Annotated in this window: 11 protein-coding genes; 6 read left to right on the plus strand and 5 right to left on the minus strand. The window is 62.8% G+C overall.

Features of this window, described 5'->3' with window-relative positions:
• Nucleotides 1-139 precede the first annotated feature (139 nt).
• Nucleotides 140-2,200, plus strand: coding sequence for a PhoX family phosphatase (locus DMX11_RS17875; RefSeq protein WP_110745709.1), 2,061 nt, complete (start codon nucleotides 140-142; stop codon nucleotides 2,198-2,200).
• Between the two features lie 100 nt (nucleotides 2,201-2,300).
• Here DMX11_RS17875 and gspK read toward each other — a convergent pair whose 3' ends face one another.
• Nucleotides 2,301-3,266, minus strand: a complete 966-nt coding sequence (gene gspK, locus DMX11_RS17880) for a type II secretion system minor pseudopilin GspK (RefSeq protein ID WP_110745710.1) — start codon at nucleotides 3,264-3,266, stop codon at nucleotides 2,301-2,303.
• 146 nt (nucleotides 3,267-3,412) lie between these two features.
• Between gspK and tatA the strand changes: the two genes are divergently transcribed.
• Genes tatA through tatC form a run of 3 tightly spaced genes read left to right on the plus strand, consistent with a single transcriptional unit; the run spans nucleotide 3,413 to nucleotide 4,694 of the window.
• The gene (gene tatA, locus DMX11_RS17885; protein ID WP_110745711.1) at nucleotides 3,413-3,646 is read left to right on the plus strand and encodes a twin-arginine translocase TatA/TatE family subunit; all 234 of its coding nucleotides are present in this window, start codon (nucleotides 3,413-3,415) and stop codon (nucleotides 3,644-3,646) included.
• Entirely contained in the window at nucleotides 3,646-3,936 is a 291-nt protein-coding gene (gene tatB, locus DMX11_RS17890) for a Sec-independent protein translocase protein TatB (protein ID WP_110745712.1), read from the plus strand. The genes tatA and tatB overlap by 1 nt, the downstream gene beginning before the upstream one ends.
• The gene (gene tatC, locus DMX11_RS17895; RefSeq protein ID WP_110745713.1) at nucleotides 3,933-4,694 is read left to right on the plus strand and encodes a twin-arginine translocase subunit TatC; all 762 of its coding nucleotides are present in this window, start codon (nucleotides 3,933-3,935) and stop codon (nucleotides 4,692-4,694) included. The genes tatB and tatC overlap by 4 nt, the downstream gene beginning before the upstream one ends.
• A 103-nt stretch (nucleotides 4,695-4,797) precedes the next feature.
• Here the strand turns inward: tatC and DMX11_RS17900 are convergent, their stop codons facing one another.
• Together DMX11_RS17900 and purL are read right to left on the minus strand one after the other, a co-directional pair.
• Entirely contained in the window at nucleotides 4,798-5,109 is a 312-nt protein-coding gene (locus tag DMX11_RS17900; protein WP_110745714.1) for an NGG1p interacting factor NIF3, read from the minus strand.
• 3 nt (nucleotides 5,110-5,112) lie between these two features.
• Nucleotides 5,113-9,012, minus strand: coding sequence for a phosphoribosylformylglycinamidine synthase (gene purL / locus DMX11_RS17905; protein WP_110745715.1), 3,900 nt, complete (start codon nucleotides 9,010-9,012; stop codon nucleotides 5,113-5,115).
• Between the two features lie 494 nt (nucleotides 9,013-9,506).
• On the opposite strand from purL, the gene mltF reads away from it, so the two are divergent.
• Nucleotides 9,507-10,964 carry a membrane-bound lytic murein transglycosylase MltF gene (gene mltF, locus DMX11_RS17910; RefSeq protein WP_110745716.1) on the plus strand — a complete coding sequence of 486 codons (1,458 nt, stop codon included), beginning with the start codon at nucleotides 9,507-9,509 and terminating at the stop codon, nucleotides 10,962-10,964.
• 19 nt (nucleotides 10,965-10,983) lie between these two features.
• Here the strand turns inward: mltF and tadA are convergent, their stop codons facing one another.
• Together tadA and DMX11_RS17920 are read right to left on the minus strand one after the other, a co-directional pair.
• Nucleotides 10,984-11,463 (minus strand): tRNA adenosine(34) deaminase TadA, encoded by a 480-nt coding sequence (gene tadA / locus DMX11_RS17915; RefSeq protein ID WP_110745717.1) that lies wholly within the window; start codon nucleotides 11,461-11,463, stop codon nucleotides 10,984-10,986.
• Nucleotides 11,463-12,845: a multicopper oxidase family protein gene (locus tag DMX11_RS17920; RefSeq protein ID WP_110745718.1), complete on the minus strand. Its 1,383-nt coding sequence runs from the start codon at nucleotides 12,843-12,845 to the stop codon at nucleotides 11,463-11,465. The genes tadA and DMX11_RS17920 overlap by 1 nt, the downstream gene beginning before the upstream one ends.
• Nucleotides 12,846-13,122: 277 nt before the next feature.
• On the opposite strand from DMX11_RS17920, the gene DMX11_RS17925 reads away from it, so the two are divergent.
• Nucleotides 13,123-16,002, plus strand: coding sequence for a membrane-targeted effector domain-containing toxin (locus tag DMX11_RS17925; protein ID WP_256590632.1), 2,880 nt, complete (start codon nucleotides 13,123-13,125; stop codon nucleotides 16,000-16,002).
• Nucleotides 16,003-16,048 lie beyond the last annotated feature (46 nt).

The following is a 16,048-nucleotide window of genomic DNA, read 5'->3' on the forward strand; positions in this document are numbered from 1 at the left end:
AAATTCCAAATCGATCTGTCGACCACAAATCTAAGAACCGGCAGTTTTAAAAGCTCGTTAACATTTCTGCCAATTAATCATCACACTTGCGCCTTAAAGTCGCGGTTTCCTCCAACTCAGCCAATACAAGGACACCCTGATGAGTCGAGATACCGGCGACAACCTGGACCGGAACCAAAGCGGTAACCTGCCGATGGCCACTGTCATGGACGCCTACCTGAGCCGTCGTAGCGTGATGCGCGGCAGCCTGGGCGCCGCCATTGCCATGATCGCCGGTACCGGCCTGACAGGCTGCTTCGACGGGGGCGGCTCAGATGACGATGATCCGGTTACCGAGCCGCCAGTCACCGAGCCGGAAGTGCCGAAACTGGCATTGGGCTTCCAGTCCATCCCGGGGTCGCGCACTGATGCCTGCGTGATCGCCGCCGGCTACAGCGCCTACGTGCTGGCCCCCTGGGGCACACCCCTGAACAGCAACGGCAACCCGTGGAAGTCCGACGGCAGCAACACCTCGACCGACCAGGCCAACGCCATGGGGATGCACCATGACGGCATGCACTTCTTCCCGATCAACGGCAGCTCGGAAGACGGCCTGCTGGCGATCAACTTCGAGTACATCGACACCGCCGCCCTTCACCCGGCCGGCCCAACCACCGATGTCAACGGCAAGCGCCCGGTCGAAGAAGTGCGCAAGGAAATCAACGCGCATGGCGCTGGCGTGGTGCGCCTGCAGAAAATCAACGGCCGCTGGCAGGTGGTCGACAACGACCCGCTGAACCGCCGTTTCACTACCGCTTCGCGCATGGAAATCACCGGACCACTGCGTGGCACCGACCACGTCAAGACCAAGTACTCCACCGCCGGCACCCACTGCCGCGGCACCAACAACAACTGCGGCAACGGCTACACGCCGTGGGGCACTTACCTGACCTGCGAAGAGAACTGGCCGGGCATCTTCGTCAACAAAGGCACCCGCCCCGAAGACCAGCGCCGCATCGGCGTGGGTACCTCCAGCGGCCAGTACAAGTGGGAAAGCGCTGCCGGTGACGCCAGCGAAGTAGCCGACGAGTTCGCCCGTTTCGACGTGACCGTGAAAGGCGCCAGCGCCACCGACGACTACCGCAACGAAGCCAGCACCTATGGCTACATCGTCGAGATCGACCCGTACAACAGCAGCACCCTGGCAACCAAGCGCACCGCACTGGGCCGCTTCCGCCACGAAGGCTGCGCCCCTGGCCTGCCGGTCGCTGGCAAGCCGCTGGTGTGGTACATGGGTGACGACTCGAACAATGAGTACCTGTACAAGTGGGTATCCACTGCCGTATGGGATGCCGCTGACGCCAACCCGGCCGACCGCCTGGCCACGGGTGCCAAGTACCTGGATCAGGGCAAACTGTACGTGGCCCGCTTCAACGCCGATGGCACCGGCGTCTGGCTGCTGCTGGACGTGGCCACCGCCACCACGGGTGGCAGCACGCTGGGCGCGCTGTACGGCGACCTGCCGGGCATCATCCTCAACACACGGGGTGCCGGCGATGCCGTGGGCGCAACGCCGATGGACCGGCCGGAATGGACCACGGTCAACCCGCTGAACGGCGATGTGTACCTGACCCTGACCAACAACAGTGCGCGCACCCCGGAAAAGGTCGATGCAGCCAACCCGCGCGGCCCGAACCGCCATGGCCACATCATTCGCTGGCACGACAGCGACGACCAGTTGAGCTTTACCTGGGACATCTTCGTGTTCGGCGCCAACGCTGCCGGCACCGCCGACATCAACCGCTCCGGCCTGACCGAGCTGAACCAGTTCGCCAGCCCCGACGGCATGAGCTTCGATAGCCGCGGCGTGCTGTGGTTCGAGACCGACAACGGCGAAAGCACCTTGACCGACTACACCAACGACCAGTTGCTGGCGGTGATCCCTACCGACCTGGTGGATGCCAGTGGCAAGCAGGTCCCGGTGAACGCACAGAACCAGGTCGACCTGCGACGCTTCTTCGTCGGGCCCAATGGTTGCGAGGTGACCGGGATTACCTTTACCCCGGACAACAAGACGCTGTTCGTCAACATTCAGCACCCGGAGAACTGGCCGTCTACCGACAACGCGACCGATGTTACTCCGGCGGGGACTACGGTACGGCCGCGGGCTTCCACCGTAGTGATCCAGCGTATTGATGGCGGCGAGATCGGGACCGTTTGATCCAGTGCCGGTCAGCCAACTTTTGCTGGCTGTACCGGCCCCTACGCGGGCAAGCCCGCCCCCACAGGCATCTCACTGGCTTCAAAGAAGCCAGTGAGCGTTACCAGGCTATCGGCTCCCGGCTACGCACTCGCACTTGCTGTGCTGGCACCCGGGCATGCCATTGCACCACCCCCAGCGCCTCCACCTGGAATTCGCTGCGCATCACCCGCCCCTCTTCCTCGAACGACAACTGCAGCAGAAAGTACCCGCTGTTGAGCAGCAGGCCTTCACTCAGCCGTTCGAACGTTTCGTCATCCACCGCCCCCAGCGCCTGGCGCAATGCGGCCGCATCCACGTACCCCGACGCCGGCCGACCGCTGATGATGCGGCTGAGCAGCGACCGCGGGTAACGCCCTTCATACAGCGCTTCCAGCAACGGAAGGTGCTCCAGCCCCAGCGCATTGGCGTTAAGACGCCAACCCGTGACCTGGGGCAAGGCGCACAGCATCGGGTAACGCGCCTGGCGGGTGGCGTCCGGCTCCAGCAACAGGTTCAGCTCACTGGTGTCGAGCATCGGCTGGTTGGCCGCCAACCGTGGCGGTTGCTGGCGCAGGTACTGGGCGCTCTCGGCGCCTTGCAGGCGGGCATCGCTGTCGGCATCGAGCCAGTCCGCCAGGGCATCGACCAGGCGTTCGGCCGCCATGTCATTGCCCAGTAAGTAGCGCAACTGGCGCTCGGCGCGCTCGCCATCGGTACCCAGTAACGCGTTGACATTGAAGCAGGTGTGCTGGTCGCGTACCCGCAACTGCGCCTGGCCAGCGCCAAAGTCGTAAGCCAGCGGCTGCCCGCGCAAGGCTTGCCAGAACAGCGGGCTTAGCCGCCAGGCAGGATCACGCAGGGCCTGCTCGGCATAGGCCAGGCCGGCTTGCTCCATGGCCCGGGTTTGCACCCGCTGGTGCAACAGGCGCACTTCATCAACCTGGCGCCGGCCATCTTCCACCAGCCAGGCCATACCCGCTGCCAGCATTGCCAGCACCACCATCACCATCAGCAGGGCCGCGCCCTGCTGTTGCTTGCCAACCATCCGGGCGTGCCTCGCTCGCGAAATGAAGACGCCAGTCAACACGCAGCATGTTGCAGGTAAATGGCAATGTCCCCGTCGTCATCTGCACGTCATCTGGGCGCGGCAGGATTGCCCTTCCTTTTCATGGCCTTACAGGAGTGGTCGCAATGGGTGGCATTGGAATCTGGCAACTGGTGATCGTACTGCTGATCGTATTCCTGCTGTTTGGTACCAAACGGCTCAAGGGCTTGGGTAGCGATGTGGGTGAGGCCATCCAGGGGTTTCGCAAGTCGATGGGTGGCGACAATGACGCCACTCCCCCAGGGCACTCGCAACTGCAGCAACCATGCCCACTGAATGGCCAGGCTGCACAGCAATCGCAGACGGACCGTCAGGCCTGATGTTCGAAATAGGCTTCAGCGAGCTGCTGGTGGTCGGCATCGTCGCCCTGCTGGTACTGGGCCCCGAACGCCTGCCCGTGGCTGCACGTACTCTCGGCCGCGGCCTGGGCCAGGCGCGCCGGGCCATGCACGCGCTGCGCACGCAGGTGGAGCGCGAAATCGAGCTACCCGACCTCGACAGTGCCCCGCTGCAGCGTCTGGAGCAGGAAATCCGCCAGGGCATCCGCCCGAAGGCGGAACCGGCCAATGATGCAGCCACGGTTGCAGTACCCAAGGAAAACGCTTCATGAGTATTGCCATGGACCCGGCAGCGCGCATGCCGCTGACCGAACACCTGCGCGACCTGCGCAAGCGCCTGGTGCGTTGCCTGGGGCTGGTGGCGCTGGTGTTCGCCGGCCTGTTCCCGTTTGCCCAGACGCTGTACACGCTCATCTCCGAGCCGCTGCGGCGCTTCTTGCCCGAAGGCGCGAGCATGATCGCCACCAGCGTCACCTCGCCGTTCCTGACACCGTTCAAGCTGACCGCGATGTGCGCCGTGTTCGTTGCCATGCCGTTGCTGCTGCACCAGGCCTGGGGCTTTCTGGCGCCGGGGCTGTACCGCCATGAACGGCGCATTGCCTTGCCGTTGCTGGTGTCGAGCATCGTGCTGTTCTATGCCGGCATGGCCTTCGCGTTCTTCCTGGTGTTCCCGATGATGTTCGGCTTCTTTGCCAGCGTGACGCCGGACGGCGTCGCGATGATGACCGATATCAGCCAGTACCTGGACTTTATCCTGGCGCTGTTTCTGGCGTTCGGGTTGGCCTTCGAGATCCCGGTGGCGACGTTCATCGTGGTCTGGGTGGGGTTGGCCGATGTGGCCACATTACGGCGCAGCAGGCCCTACGTGGTCGTCGGGTGCTTTGTGGTGGGGATGATCCTGACGCCGCCGGATGTGTTTTCGCAGACGATGCTGGCAGTGCCGATGTGGGTGCTGTTCGAGGTGGGGTTGCTGGCTTGCGCCTGGTTGAAGCGGCCTGGGCAGAACAGGGAGGTTGTAGCTAGACCATAGGGCCCTTTCGCAGGTGAACCCGCTCCCACAGGGAGCTCGCAAGGCTCAAGACCTGTCGAGTACCTGTCGGACCGGGTTCACCCGCGAATAGCCGTGATGCGTTCTAGAACTCGGCGAGCCGCCAGACTTCATAGGCTGGCGTCTCGTACGGGTGGCTCTGCTTGAGTGCAGCGACGACCTGGACAATCAGCTCGTCAGCCACCACCAGCTCCACCTTCCATTCCTCAACCACCTCGACCTGGCCCGCTTGCCCGAGGAACGGCTGGCTGCCGTCCAACGGGCGGAACTGGCCCTTGCCCAGGGTTTGCCAGGCGCAGTGGTCATAGTCACCGATGCGCCCGCCACCTGCGGCGAACACAGCGGCCTTGACCACTTCGACATGGCTGCCGGGAACGAAGAAGGCGAGCTTGTACACGCCTTAGTTCACCCACACACGCGCGTTGCGGAACATACGCATCAGCGCGGCATCTTCCTGCCACTCGTCCGGGCGCCAGGAGTTCTGCACAGCACGGAACATACGCTCTGGGTGCGGCATCATGATGGTCACTCGGCCGTCACGGCTGGTCAGGCCGGTGATGCCACGTGGCGAGCCGTTCGGGTTGGCCGGGTAGGCTTCGGTGACCTTGCCGTGGTTGTCGACGTAGCGCAGGGCCACGCAACCGGACACGTCAGCGGCCAGCAGTGCTTCTTCGCTGGCGAACTCGGCATGGCCTTCGCCGTGGGCGATAGCGATCGGCATGCGCGAACCGGCCATGCCCTGCAGGAAGATCGAGTTGGACTTCTGTACTTCGACCATGGCCACGCGCGCCTCGAATTGCTCCGAGCGGTTGCGCACGAAGTGCGGCCAGTGCTCGGTGCCGGGGATCAGCTCGTGCAGGTTGGACATCATCTGGCACCCGTTGCACACGCCCAGGGCGAAGCTGTCGGTACGCTCGAAGAAGGCCTGGAAAGCATCGCGTGCGCGGCTGTTGAACAGGGCCGACTTGGCCCAGCCCTCACCGGCACCCAACACGTCACCGTAGGAGAAACCACCGCAGGCGACCAAGCCCTTGAAGGCTTCGAAGTCGACACGGCCAGCGAGGATATCGCTCATGTGCACATCGATGGCGGCGAAGCCGGCGCGGTCGAAGGCAGCAGCCATCTCGACCTGGCCGTTGACGCCCTGCTCACGCAGGATGGCCACTTGCGGGCGCACGCCCTTCTTGATGTACGGTGCGGCGATGTCGTCGTTGACGTCGAAGCCCAGCTTGACCGACAGGCCCGGGTTGTCTTCCTCGAGCAGCAGGTCGAATTCCTGGTCAGCGCAGTCGGCGTTGTCACGCAGGCGCTGGATCTGGTAGCTGGTCTCGGCCCACTGGCGCTGCAGCATGCGACGGTCGTCGTCGAACAGCACTTCGCCGTTCAGGCTGACGGACACTTCAGCGTTGTTGACCGGTTTGCCGATCACCGCGACGCACTGCTCACCCAGGCCAGCAGCGCTGAACTGCGCCAGCACGTCCGGGGTGGCATCCTGACGCACCTGAATGACCGCGCCCAGCTCTTCGTTGAAGAGGATGGCTGCCACGTCGGCCTTGCTGTCGGTCAGCGGATCGAGTTGCAGGTCGAGGCCACAGTGGCCGGCGAAGGCCATTTCCAGCACGGTGGTCATCAGGCCGCCGTCAGAGCGGTCGTGGTAGGCCAGCAGGTGGCCGTCGGCGTTCAGGCCCTGAATCACGGCGAAGAATGCCTTGAGGTCTTCGGCGTCGTCGACGTCCGGTGCCTGTGCGGCGATCTTCCCGTAGGTCTGGGCCAGGATCGAGGCGCCCATGCGGTTCTTGCCGCGGCCCAGGTCGATCAGGATCAGGTCGGTCTCGCCCTTGTCCATGCGCAGTTGCGGGGTCAGGGTCTGGCGGATGTCGGTGACCGGGGCGAAGCCGGTGATGATCAGTGACATCGGCGAGGTAACGCTCTTCTCGACGCCCTCTTCGCTCCACTTGGTCTTCATGGACATGGAGTCTTTGCCGACCGGAATGGTAATGCCCAGTTCCGGGCACAGCTCCATGCCGACAGCCTTCACGGTGTCGTACAGGCGGGCGTCTTCACCCGGGTGGCCGGCAGCGGACATCCAGTTGGCCGACAATTTGATGTCGGAGAGCTTTTCGATGCGTGCGGCAGCCAGGTTGGTCAGGGTTTCGCCGATGGCCATGCGCCCGGATGCCGGGGCGTCCAGCAGTGCCAGCGGAGTACGTTCACCCATGGCCATCGCCTCACCGGTGTAGACGTCGAAGCTGGTGGCGGTAACGGCGCAGTCGGCTACCGGGACCTGCCACGGGCCGATCATCTGGTCGCGGGCAACCAGACCGGTGATGGTGCGGTCGCCGATGGTGATCAGGAAGCTCTTGCTGGCCACCGCGGGATGGTTCAGCACGCGCTGGACGGCGTTGTCCAGGTCCAGCTGGCTTGGGTCGAAATCATCGCCCAGCTCGGCTTCGCGGGTGACCGAACGGTGCATGCGCGGCGGCTTGCCGAGCAGCACGTCGAGCGGCATGTCTACCGGCGTGTTGGCGAAGTGGCTGTCGGTAACGGTCAGGTGCTGTTCTTCGGTCGCTTCACCGACCACGGCAAACGGGCAACGCTCGCGCTCGCAGATGGCCTTGAAGCGCTCGAAATCGACCGCGCTGACGGCCAGCACGTAACGCTCTTGCGATTCGTTGCTCCAGATTTCGTGCGGGGCCATGCCCGGCTCGTCGTTGGGCACGTTGCGCAGCTCGAAGCGGCCACCACGGCCACCGTCGTTGACCAGCTCAGGGAAGGCGTTGGAGATACCGCCGGCACCGACATCATGGATGAAGGCGATGGGGTTGGCGTCGCCCAGCTGCCAGCAACGGTCGATGACCTCCTGGCAACGGCGCTCCATTTCCGGGTTTTCGCGCTGTACCGAAGCGAAGTCCAGGTCTGCCGAGCTGGCACCGGTCGCCACCGACGAAGCGGCACCGCCGCCCAGGCCGATCAGCATGGCCGGGCCGCCGAGCACGATCAGCTTGGCGCCGACCGTGATCTCGCCTTTCTGCACGTGGTCTTCACGGATGTTGCCCATACCACCGGCGAGCATGATCGGCTTGTGGTAGCCGCGCACTTCTTCACCGTGCGGGGTGTCGATGGCCTGCTCGAAGGTACGGAAATAACCGGTCAGCGCCGGGCGACCGAATTCGTTGTTGAACGCCGCACCGCCCAGTGGGCCTTCGATCATGATATCGAGGGCGTCAACGATACGCTCTGGCTTGCCGTAAGCCTGCTCCCACGGCTGTTCGAAGCCCGGGATACGCAGGTTGGAAACGGTGAAGCCGGTCAGGCCAGCCTTGGGCTTGGCGCCACGGCCGGTAGCACCTTCGTCACGGATTTCGCCACCAGAGCCGGTGGAAGCGCCCGAGAACGGGGCGATGGCGGTCGGGTGGTTGTGCGTTTCGACCTTCATCAGGATGTGCACCGGCTCCTGCACCGCGCCGTACTGGCGGGTTTCAGGGTTCGGGAAGAAGCGCCCGGCAACATTGCCGACGATCACCGAGGCGTTGTCCTTGTACGCCGACAGCACACCTTCGTTGTGCATCTGGTAGGTGTTCTTGATCATGCCGAACAGGCTCTTTTCCTGAGCCTGGCCGTCGATGTCCCAACTGGCGTTGAAGATCTTGTGGCGGCAGTGCTCGGAGTTGGCCTGGGCGAACATCATCAGTTCGATGTCGTTCGGGTTGCGCTTGAGGCCCTGGAAAGCGTTGACCAGGTAGTCGATCTCGTCTTCGGCCAGGGCCAGGCCCAGGTCGATGTTGGCCTTGGCCAGGGCATCACGGCCGCCGGCCAGAATGTCGACCGAGGTCATTGGCTTGGGCTGCGCGTGGCTGAACAGGTCAGCGGCCTGCTCCAGCTGGCCGAGCACACGCTGGGTCATGCGGTCGTGCAGTTCGGCGGCGATCAGGGCGGCGTCAGCGTCGCTCAGGGTGCCGGCCACGTAGTAGGCGATACCGCGCTCCAGGCGCTGGATCGACTGCAGGCCGCAGTTGTGGGCGATGTCGCTGGCCTTGCTGGCCCAGGGCGAAATGGTGCCCAGGCGCGGGACGACCAGGAACAGGCGGCCGGTCGGCTCCTGTACCGGCACGCTCGGGCCGTACTTGAGCAGACGGCCCAGCACCTGCTGCTGGTCGGCGGTCAGCTCGCCTTCAACATCGGCGAAGTGGGCAAATTCGGCATACAAACCAGTAACAGCGGGGACTTTCTGGCTCAGTTGCTCGAGTAATTTACCGTGGCGAAAGGCAGAAAGGGCAGGAGCGCCGCGCAGGATCAACATCGTCGGGACAGCCTCAGGAAGGGGTGTGCTTAGAGGCCGTGCATTCTAGCCTAATTCGATGGCTTTCGGCACCCGCTCTAAGCCACGGCTGCCGGGCGGCGTAACCGGACTTTCGGGTCAGAATTTCGGATGCTCGCCTCAAGATGTTCGTCGCCGGGGAGATCGAGCGCCGCCCGCGCGGCGCATCGCGAGCTGCGCTCGCTCCTACGGTTGTTTCGGGCCAGTTATTTCTGCGGGATTGGCGCGCGAACGCCGGGGGTGCATGACTCGATATCGCGCCGTACGAACAAGGCGGTCGCGCGCGTCTGCCACAGGGATACTGGCCCGAAACAAGCGTAGGAGCGAGCGCAGCTCGCGATGCGCCGCGCGGGCGGCGCTCGATCGCCCGGACGCTGAACCTCTTAAGTCAAGCCACAGAGCACATCAAGCGCTACCAGACAAGCTAACAGTTGTCGAGATATGGTTGAGCCGGTCCTTTGCGTATACTGCAACCTATGTTCGCCCACACTGCTTTGCGCCAGCGTTGCGCCAAATGGCTCCTCGCAACCGGACTCTTTCTGCTGCTCGGTGCCTGCGTTGAAAAACCCAGCACCCTGGAGCGCGTGAAGGAGGACGGCGTGCTGCGCGTAATCACCCGCAACAGCCCAGCCACCTACTTCCAGGACCGCAACGGTGAAACCGGCTTCGAATACGAGCTGGTGCAGCATTTCGCCGACGATCTCGGCGTAAAGCTGCAGATCGAGACCGCCGACAACCTGGACGAACTCTACGATTCGCTCGGCAAGCCCTCTGGCCCGGTGCTGGCCGCCGCCGGCCTGGTCAGCAGCGAACGGCGCAAGGCCCAGGTAAAGTACTCACACCCGTATCTGGAAGTGACCCCGCAGGTCGTCTATCGCAACGGCCGACCGCGCCCTACCAACGCCAAGGGCCTAGTCGGCAAGAAGATCATGGTGCTCAAAGGCAGCAGTCATGCCGACCTGCTGGCCGAGCTGAAAAAGCAGACCCCGGGTCTGGAGTACGAAGAATCCGATGCCGTCGAGGTGGTCGACTTGCTGCGCATGGTCGACGAAGGGCAGATCGACCTGACCCTGGTCGACTCCAACGAACTGGCGATGAACCAGGTGTACTTCCCCAACGTGCGGGTTGCCTTCGACGTGGGCGATACCCGTGACCAGCGTTGGGCTGTAGCGGCAGGCGAAGACAACAGCCTGCTCAACGAGATCAACGAATTCCTCGACAAGGCGCAGAAGAACGGCACCCTGCAACGGCTGAAGGACCGCTACTACGGCCACGTCGACGTGCTCGGCTACGTCGGTGCCTATACCTTTGCCCAGCACCTGCAACAGCGCCTGCCCAAGTACGAGAAACACTTCAAGAGCTACGCCAAGGTTGAACAGGTCGACTGGCGCCTGTTGGCAGCGATCGGCTACCAGGAATCGATGTGGCAGCCGGAAGTCACCTCCAAGACCGGCGTGCGCGGCCTGATGATGCTGACCCAGCGCACCGCCCAGGCCATGGGCGTGTCGAACCGGCTGGACCCCAAGCAAAGCATCCAGGGCGGTGCCAAGTACTTCATGAAGATCAAGGCGGAGCTCGACGACAGCATTCAGGAACCGGACCGCACCTGGTTTGCCCTGGCGGCCTACAACGTCGGCAGCGGCCATCTGGAAGACGCCCGCACCCTGGCCAAGCGCGAAAAGCTCAACCCGAACAAGTGGTTGGACGTGAAGAAGATGCTGCCGCGGCTGTCACAGAAACAGTGGTATCGGCAGACCAAGTATGGTTATGCGCGTGGCGGCGAGCCGGTGCACTTCGTGGCCAACATTCGCCGCTACTACGACATCCTCACCTGGGTGACCCAGCCACAGCTCGAAGGCCAGGTGGCCGAGGGCAACCTGCATGTGCCCGGGGTCAACAAGGACAAGCCGGCGGATCAGCCCCCGCCGATGTAAGCCCGCAAAGATGCTTGTTTCAGGCTTTTGCCCGACGGGCCTTGAAAAAGTCGCTAAGGATCTGCCCGCACTCCTCCGCCAGCACGCCCCCCTCCACCATTACCCGGTGGTTGAGGAAACCCTGGGCGAAGAACTGCCCCTGGCTCTGCACGATCCCCGCCTTGGGTTCCAGTGCTCCGAACACCACACGCATCACCCGCGAATGTACGATCAGCCCCGCGCACATGCTGCAGGGTTCCAGGGTCACGTACAGGGTGCTGCCGGGCAGTCGATAATTACTGGCCGACCTGGCCGCCGCACGGATCGCCACCATCTCGGCATGTGCACTGGGGTCGCTGTCCAGGATCGGCCGGTTGAAACCCTGCCCGATCACCTGCCCATGCTGCACCAGTAACGCCCCCACCGGCACCTCGCCCAGCGCTGCGCCCTCGGCGGCCAGGGCCAGGGCCTGACGCATGAATTCCTGGTCGCGACTGCGATCGATGATTTGCGGGCGCATCAGACCACCGCAATCGCGGCCATCAGGCCGGTTTCCATGTGGTCGATGACGTGGCAGTGGAACATCCAGGTGCCGGGATTATCCGCCACCAGTGCCACCTGGGCGCGCTCGTTCTTGCCCAGCAGGTAGGTGTCGGTGAACCACGGCTCCTTGATGTCGTGGCGGTTCGAGGCGATCACCTTGAAGCTCATGCCATGCAGGTGGATCGGGTGCTGGTACTGGGTCATGTTCTTCAGCTCGAAGATGTAGCTGTTGCCCTTCTTCAGCGTGGCGATTGGCCGGTCGGCGCAGGTCTTGTCGGTGATGTCCCAGGCCTGGCCGTTGATTTGCCACATACTCGACGGTTTGTTTTGGTCGGTGGTGACCGAAACTGCTGCCGCCCATTCGAAATTGAAGTTGAGCTTTTCAGCATTCTCCAGGTCCGGCTCGGCGATCGGGTTGGGTGGCAGGGCCGGCGGCCACTCGCCCGGTGCTTCGGTGCTGGCCACCGAACGCAGGGTGCCCAGGCGCACGAAACCGTCGCGCAGGGAGATCTCTTCGCCGGCCTCGGGTATCCGGATAGCCAGACAGATGCGCATGCCAGGGCCCAGCCAGTACTCGTCTTCCAGTGTACGCGGGGTCACCGGGTTGCCATCGAGGGCATAGATTTTCGCCTCGCAGTTGCCCTTGAGGTTGATCCGGTAGGTCCAGGTGTTGTCCAGGTTCAGCAGGCGCACGCGCACCACTTGGCCGGCCGGGAGCTCGGTGACCGAGCCGGTGTGGCCATTGATGGTGATCAGCCGCCCGGCTGTGCCGTTGCGCGCAGCCTCTCGCGGGATGCTGAAAGGCAGCCAGGCGCCCTGCTCGTCCACGTGCCAGTTCTTCAGGCTCAGCGTGCGCTCATGCTGGAAGCCGGTCGGCTCGCGCTCCTCGACGATCAGCGGGCCGACCAGGCCGCGCCCCAGCTCCTCGGAGCTACTGACATGCGGGTGATACCAGTAGCTGCCAGCATCCGGCACGCGGAACTTGTAGTCGAAGTACTCACCCGGCTTGACCGGCAATTGCGACACATAAGGCACGCCGTCCATTTCCAGCGGCAGGCGGATGCCGTGCCAGTGGATGGTGGTTTCCACCGGCAGGTGGTTGATGAAGCGCACCCGCAACCAGGTGCCTTGGCGCACGCGCAGCTCGGTGCCCGGTGCCGAGGGCCCGAACGCCCAGGCCTCGGTCTTGAAGCCTGGCACCAGCTCGACATCCAGCGGCGCGGCGATCAGCTCGTAATCATGCCCAGCATTGTCATCTTCGACCTTGCCCAGCCAGTAACGGGCCGCGCCACCGGCGCCCAGGCCAACCACAACCAGGCCGGTCAGGCCCTTGAGCATTTGTCGACGGGTGAAGGACATCGCTGCGGGTACCTCATGTTCTGCGCAATCAAGCTGCCAGCAGTGGCTGGCGATGAAGGGCGAATACGATACACCTGCAAATGGGAAATATTAAGTGAAAACCCGGCGTCCCGAAGCAACCTGACAAGCAATAAGCACCACCTCCCTGGCTCACGGCGGTTTGAAACTGGCACCCTTTCACTTCAATTGGACCACCGTGATGCCTGCCGACACCCTCCCCGGCGACCAGCAAATGCTGATGACCCTCGCCGCACACCTCACTGAAGACTGCCCTGACATGCGCGAGATGGCGCGTGAAGTCGCGCAACAACTCCTCGAGCGCCATGATCTGAAGGCGCTGGAGCCCGACAATGTCTACCTGCACCGTTTTCACACCGCCGTCAGCAGCCCTCGAACCTTCAACGGTTGGCAACACCTGGATCAGCCCTATGAATCCCTCACTCTGCCCCAACTGGTGATGCACCGCTTCGATGCCCAGGCCCAGGACAACGCCGACGTGCTCAGTTATCTCGTTGGCTTCTACAGCGATGGGCCAGGCAAAGACGTGTATGACGAGCGCAATGAAGTTCGACTCGAAGCCAAGGAGGTTCTGGATTATTTCTGGAGCATTGATTTTGCCACGGCATTCAAAACGCGGATGACGTCTTTCTGGGCCGAGCATTCAGAAAACTTCCGCACGTTGGCCAAAGCCAACTTCATGAGCAAATTACTGGAAGTTTGCGCAGAACACCCCTCATCGGCGCTAGCCCGTCACGCGCAGGATATCGCTGATGCCCTGGTGGGCGAGACAACCTGGCCGCCGTCGCTGGAGGCCCTGCAAGAAAGAGTATTACCGGGTGGTGCTACGCGCGTCTGCGCGCTCGACATTGGCGGATATGTGGCGACGGACATCCTTCGCCTGCAATTGGCCAACGGCAGCCAGCTGATTTACCTGCCGGGTGATGTCGACGGTCTGCATTATTTCCCGAATAACCAGGCACTGTTCTGCTGGGTGCTCACAAATTGCACCTATGTCGAAAACCGAACCCGTTTCCTGGCACATTTTTCCCTCGACGACCGCGAGGAAGCTGACGGCAAAGTCGGGCTGAACAACCTGATCGACCTGCTGTTTCATGGCTGGGGCAACCATGATTACAGCGGCCTCAACACCCTCGACCTGGCCATTGAGGAGGATGCCTTCGACTGGCTGCGCAACAAAGCCCGCCAGCGGATGATCGATGATGCGCATTTCTCTCTCCGTTCCAACGCGGACCTGCGCAGACAATTGTGGATCGGCTACTTGAAGGCGGGCCTGCAGGTGTTCGGCCCTATGGCGGCAGTGAGTTGGCCAGTGGCGTTGGCGCTGGTGGGGGCTGGCATTGCTGAAATGGGTTTGAACATCTACCAGGCGATTCACGGGCACACGACGCGTGAACGCAAGGCAGGTGTTACCGGCGCGATTTTCGCCGCCATCGAGACACTGTTCAATGCGACCTTTCTGCTCAGTGCACCCGGCAAGCCCCTTACTGATTTCGCAGAAGCGGCGGAAGCAGGCGCTGCGACCGAGGAAGGGTCCCCCCCGGCACCGTCGGAAGAATCAGCGCAGGAACACAGCGGAGAGCCCGATGAGGCACGTGCTTCAGAGGTGGCAGACGCAATTGAAACCTGGGTACCCCAGCCCTTCCGGCCAACCGGCAGTTGGGACGCCCTGCGCCCATTCGAGACGAATGTAGTGCTTGGCAGCAAACCTGGCACTGGGTTTCTTGAAGGTATCCATATGCAGGATGGGCAGTTTTACGCACTGATCGACGACATGCCTTACCAAGTGCGTTTTGTACCCGAACTGAAATCCTGGACCATTGTCGCCCCTGACAACCCGTTCTCTTTTTACAAAAGCTTGCCGATCCGCCTGGATGCCGCAGGCCAGTGGCGCCCGGTGGAGCGCCTTGGCCTCAACGGGGGCATGCTTTCGAGCCTGAAAATCTGGGGCCGCCCGACAGCAAGCGCAAACGTGCCGCCCATGCCCGGCACCCCTTATGAAATACCAGCCGACCTGCGCGCCTCACTGAAGGATGTTTCCGACGATGAGATTACAGGTACGCGAGTATTCCTCGATGCCCCGGATCGACAGGCTGCCATCGGCCGATTCCGCCAGCTTCGAGATCAATTGGCGGCCGACGCCGATGCGTTCATGACCACGGTGCAAATACCGCCACGTCCGCAGATACCCGAAATACCCGCCAACGCTTCATCCAAAACCGTTTTCAAAACCCTGTACCAGAACAGTGACGGCCTAGTGGTTGGCGAAGCGCACAGTGGTCTTGGCAGCAAGCGATTGCTGATCGACAACATGCGCCTGCTACGCAAGTTGAAGGTAAAGACGCTGTACATGGAGCACTTCACCACCGACTTCCACCAAGCAGACCTGGATACATTCAACCGCACAGGCGTGATGCCCCAGGAGCTGGACCGCTATGTGGAGAGCCAGGATGTCGGCCACCGCACCGACGCCGAAGGCCGCTACACCTTTCGCCAAGTACTCGTCAGCGCACAGAAAAACGGCGTACGCATACAGTCCATCGACTGCATGGCCAGTTACCGCCAGGCGTGGGCGACACCCGTTTCCGATGTGGCACGCCAGCGCATGATGAACTTCCATGCACACTTGATTATCCAGGCAGACCAAGCTGCGCGCGGCTCGGGAAAATGGATTGCGCTGGTCGGCAGCACCCACGCCAACACCTTCCATGGCGTCACCGGCCTGGCTGAAACAGAAGGCGCGATCGGACTGCGTGTCGAAGACCGCCCGATCGACGAACCTGACGCTTACAGCACAGACCCCGGTGTGGATGCCCGGGACGAAGGTGGCACGGTAAGGCATGTGCAAAGCGACCTACGGCTACGCGCCGGAGTGTTGACCACCCGCCCGCCATCACCGGATTTCGAAAGCCTGCTGGTAAGGCCTGGCGATTACGCGATCGAACGTACCAATGGCCAGGAATACCTGATCAACCGCAGCCGGGATTCGACCTTGCGGCGCACGCTGATCAAGCGCGATGGGCGGTTTTACTACGTGGAGCGCCCCGACTGGCCGGCCATTCATGAACGTCGCTTTCAAAACCTTGCCGAGCTGCATGCCCGACTGAAATTACGCGGCATGCAACACATTGCCCCTTGAGCCAGGCAAGGCGCAGATACGACAAGGGCGCCTTGCGGCGCCCTTG

Origin of the sequence: Pseudomonas sp. LB-090624 (assembly GCF_003205205.1) — a bacterium.
Taxonomy (GTDB): Bacteria; Pseudomonadota; Gammaproteobacteria; order Pseudomonadales; family Pseudomonadaceae; genus Aquipseudomonas.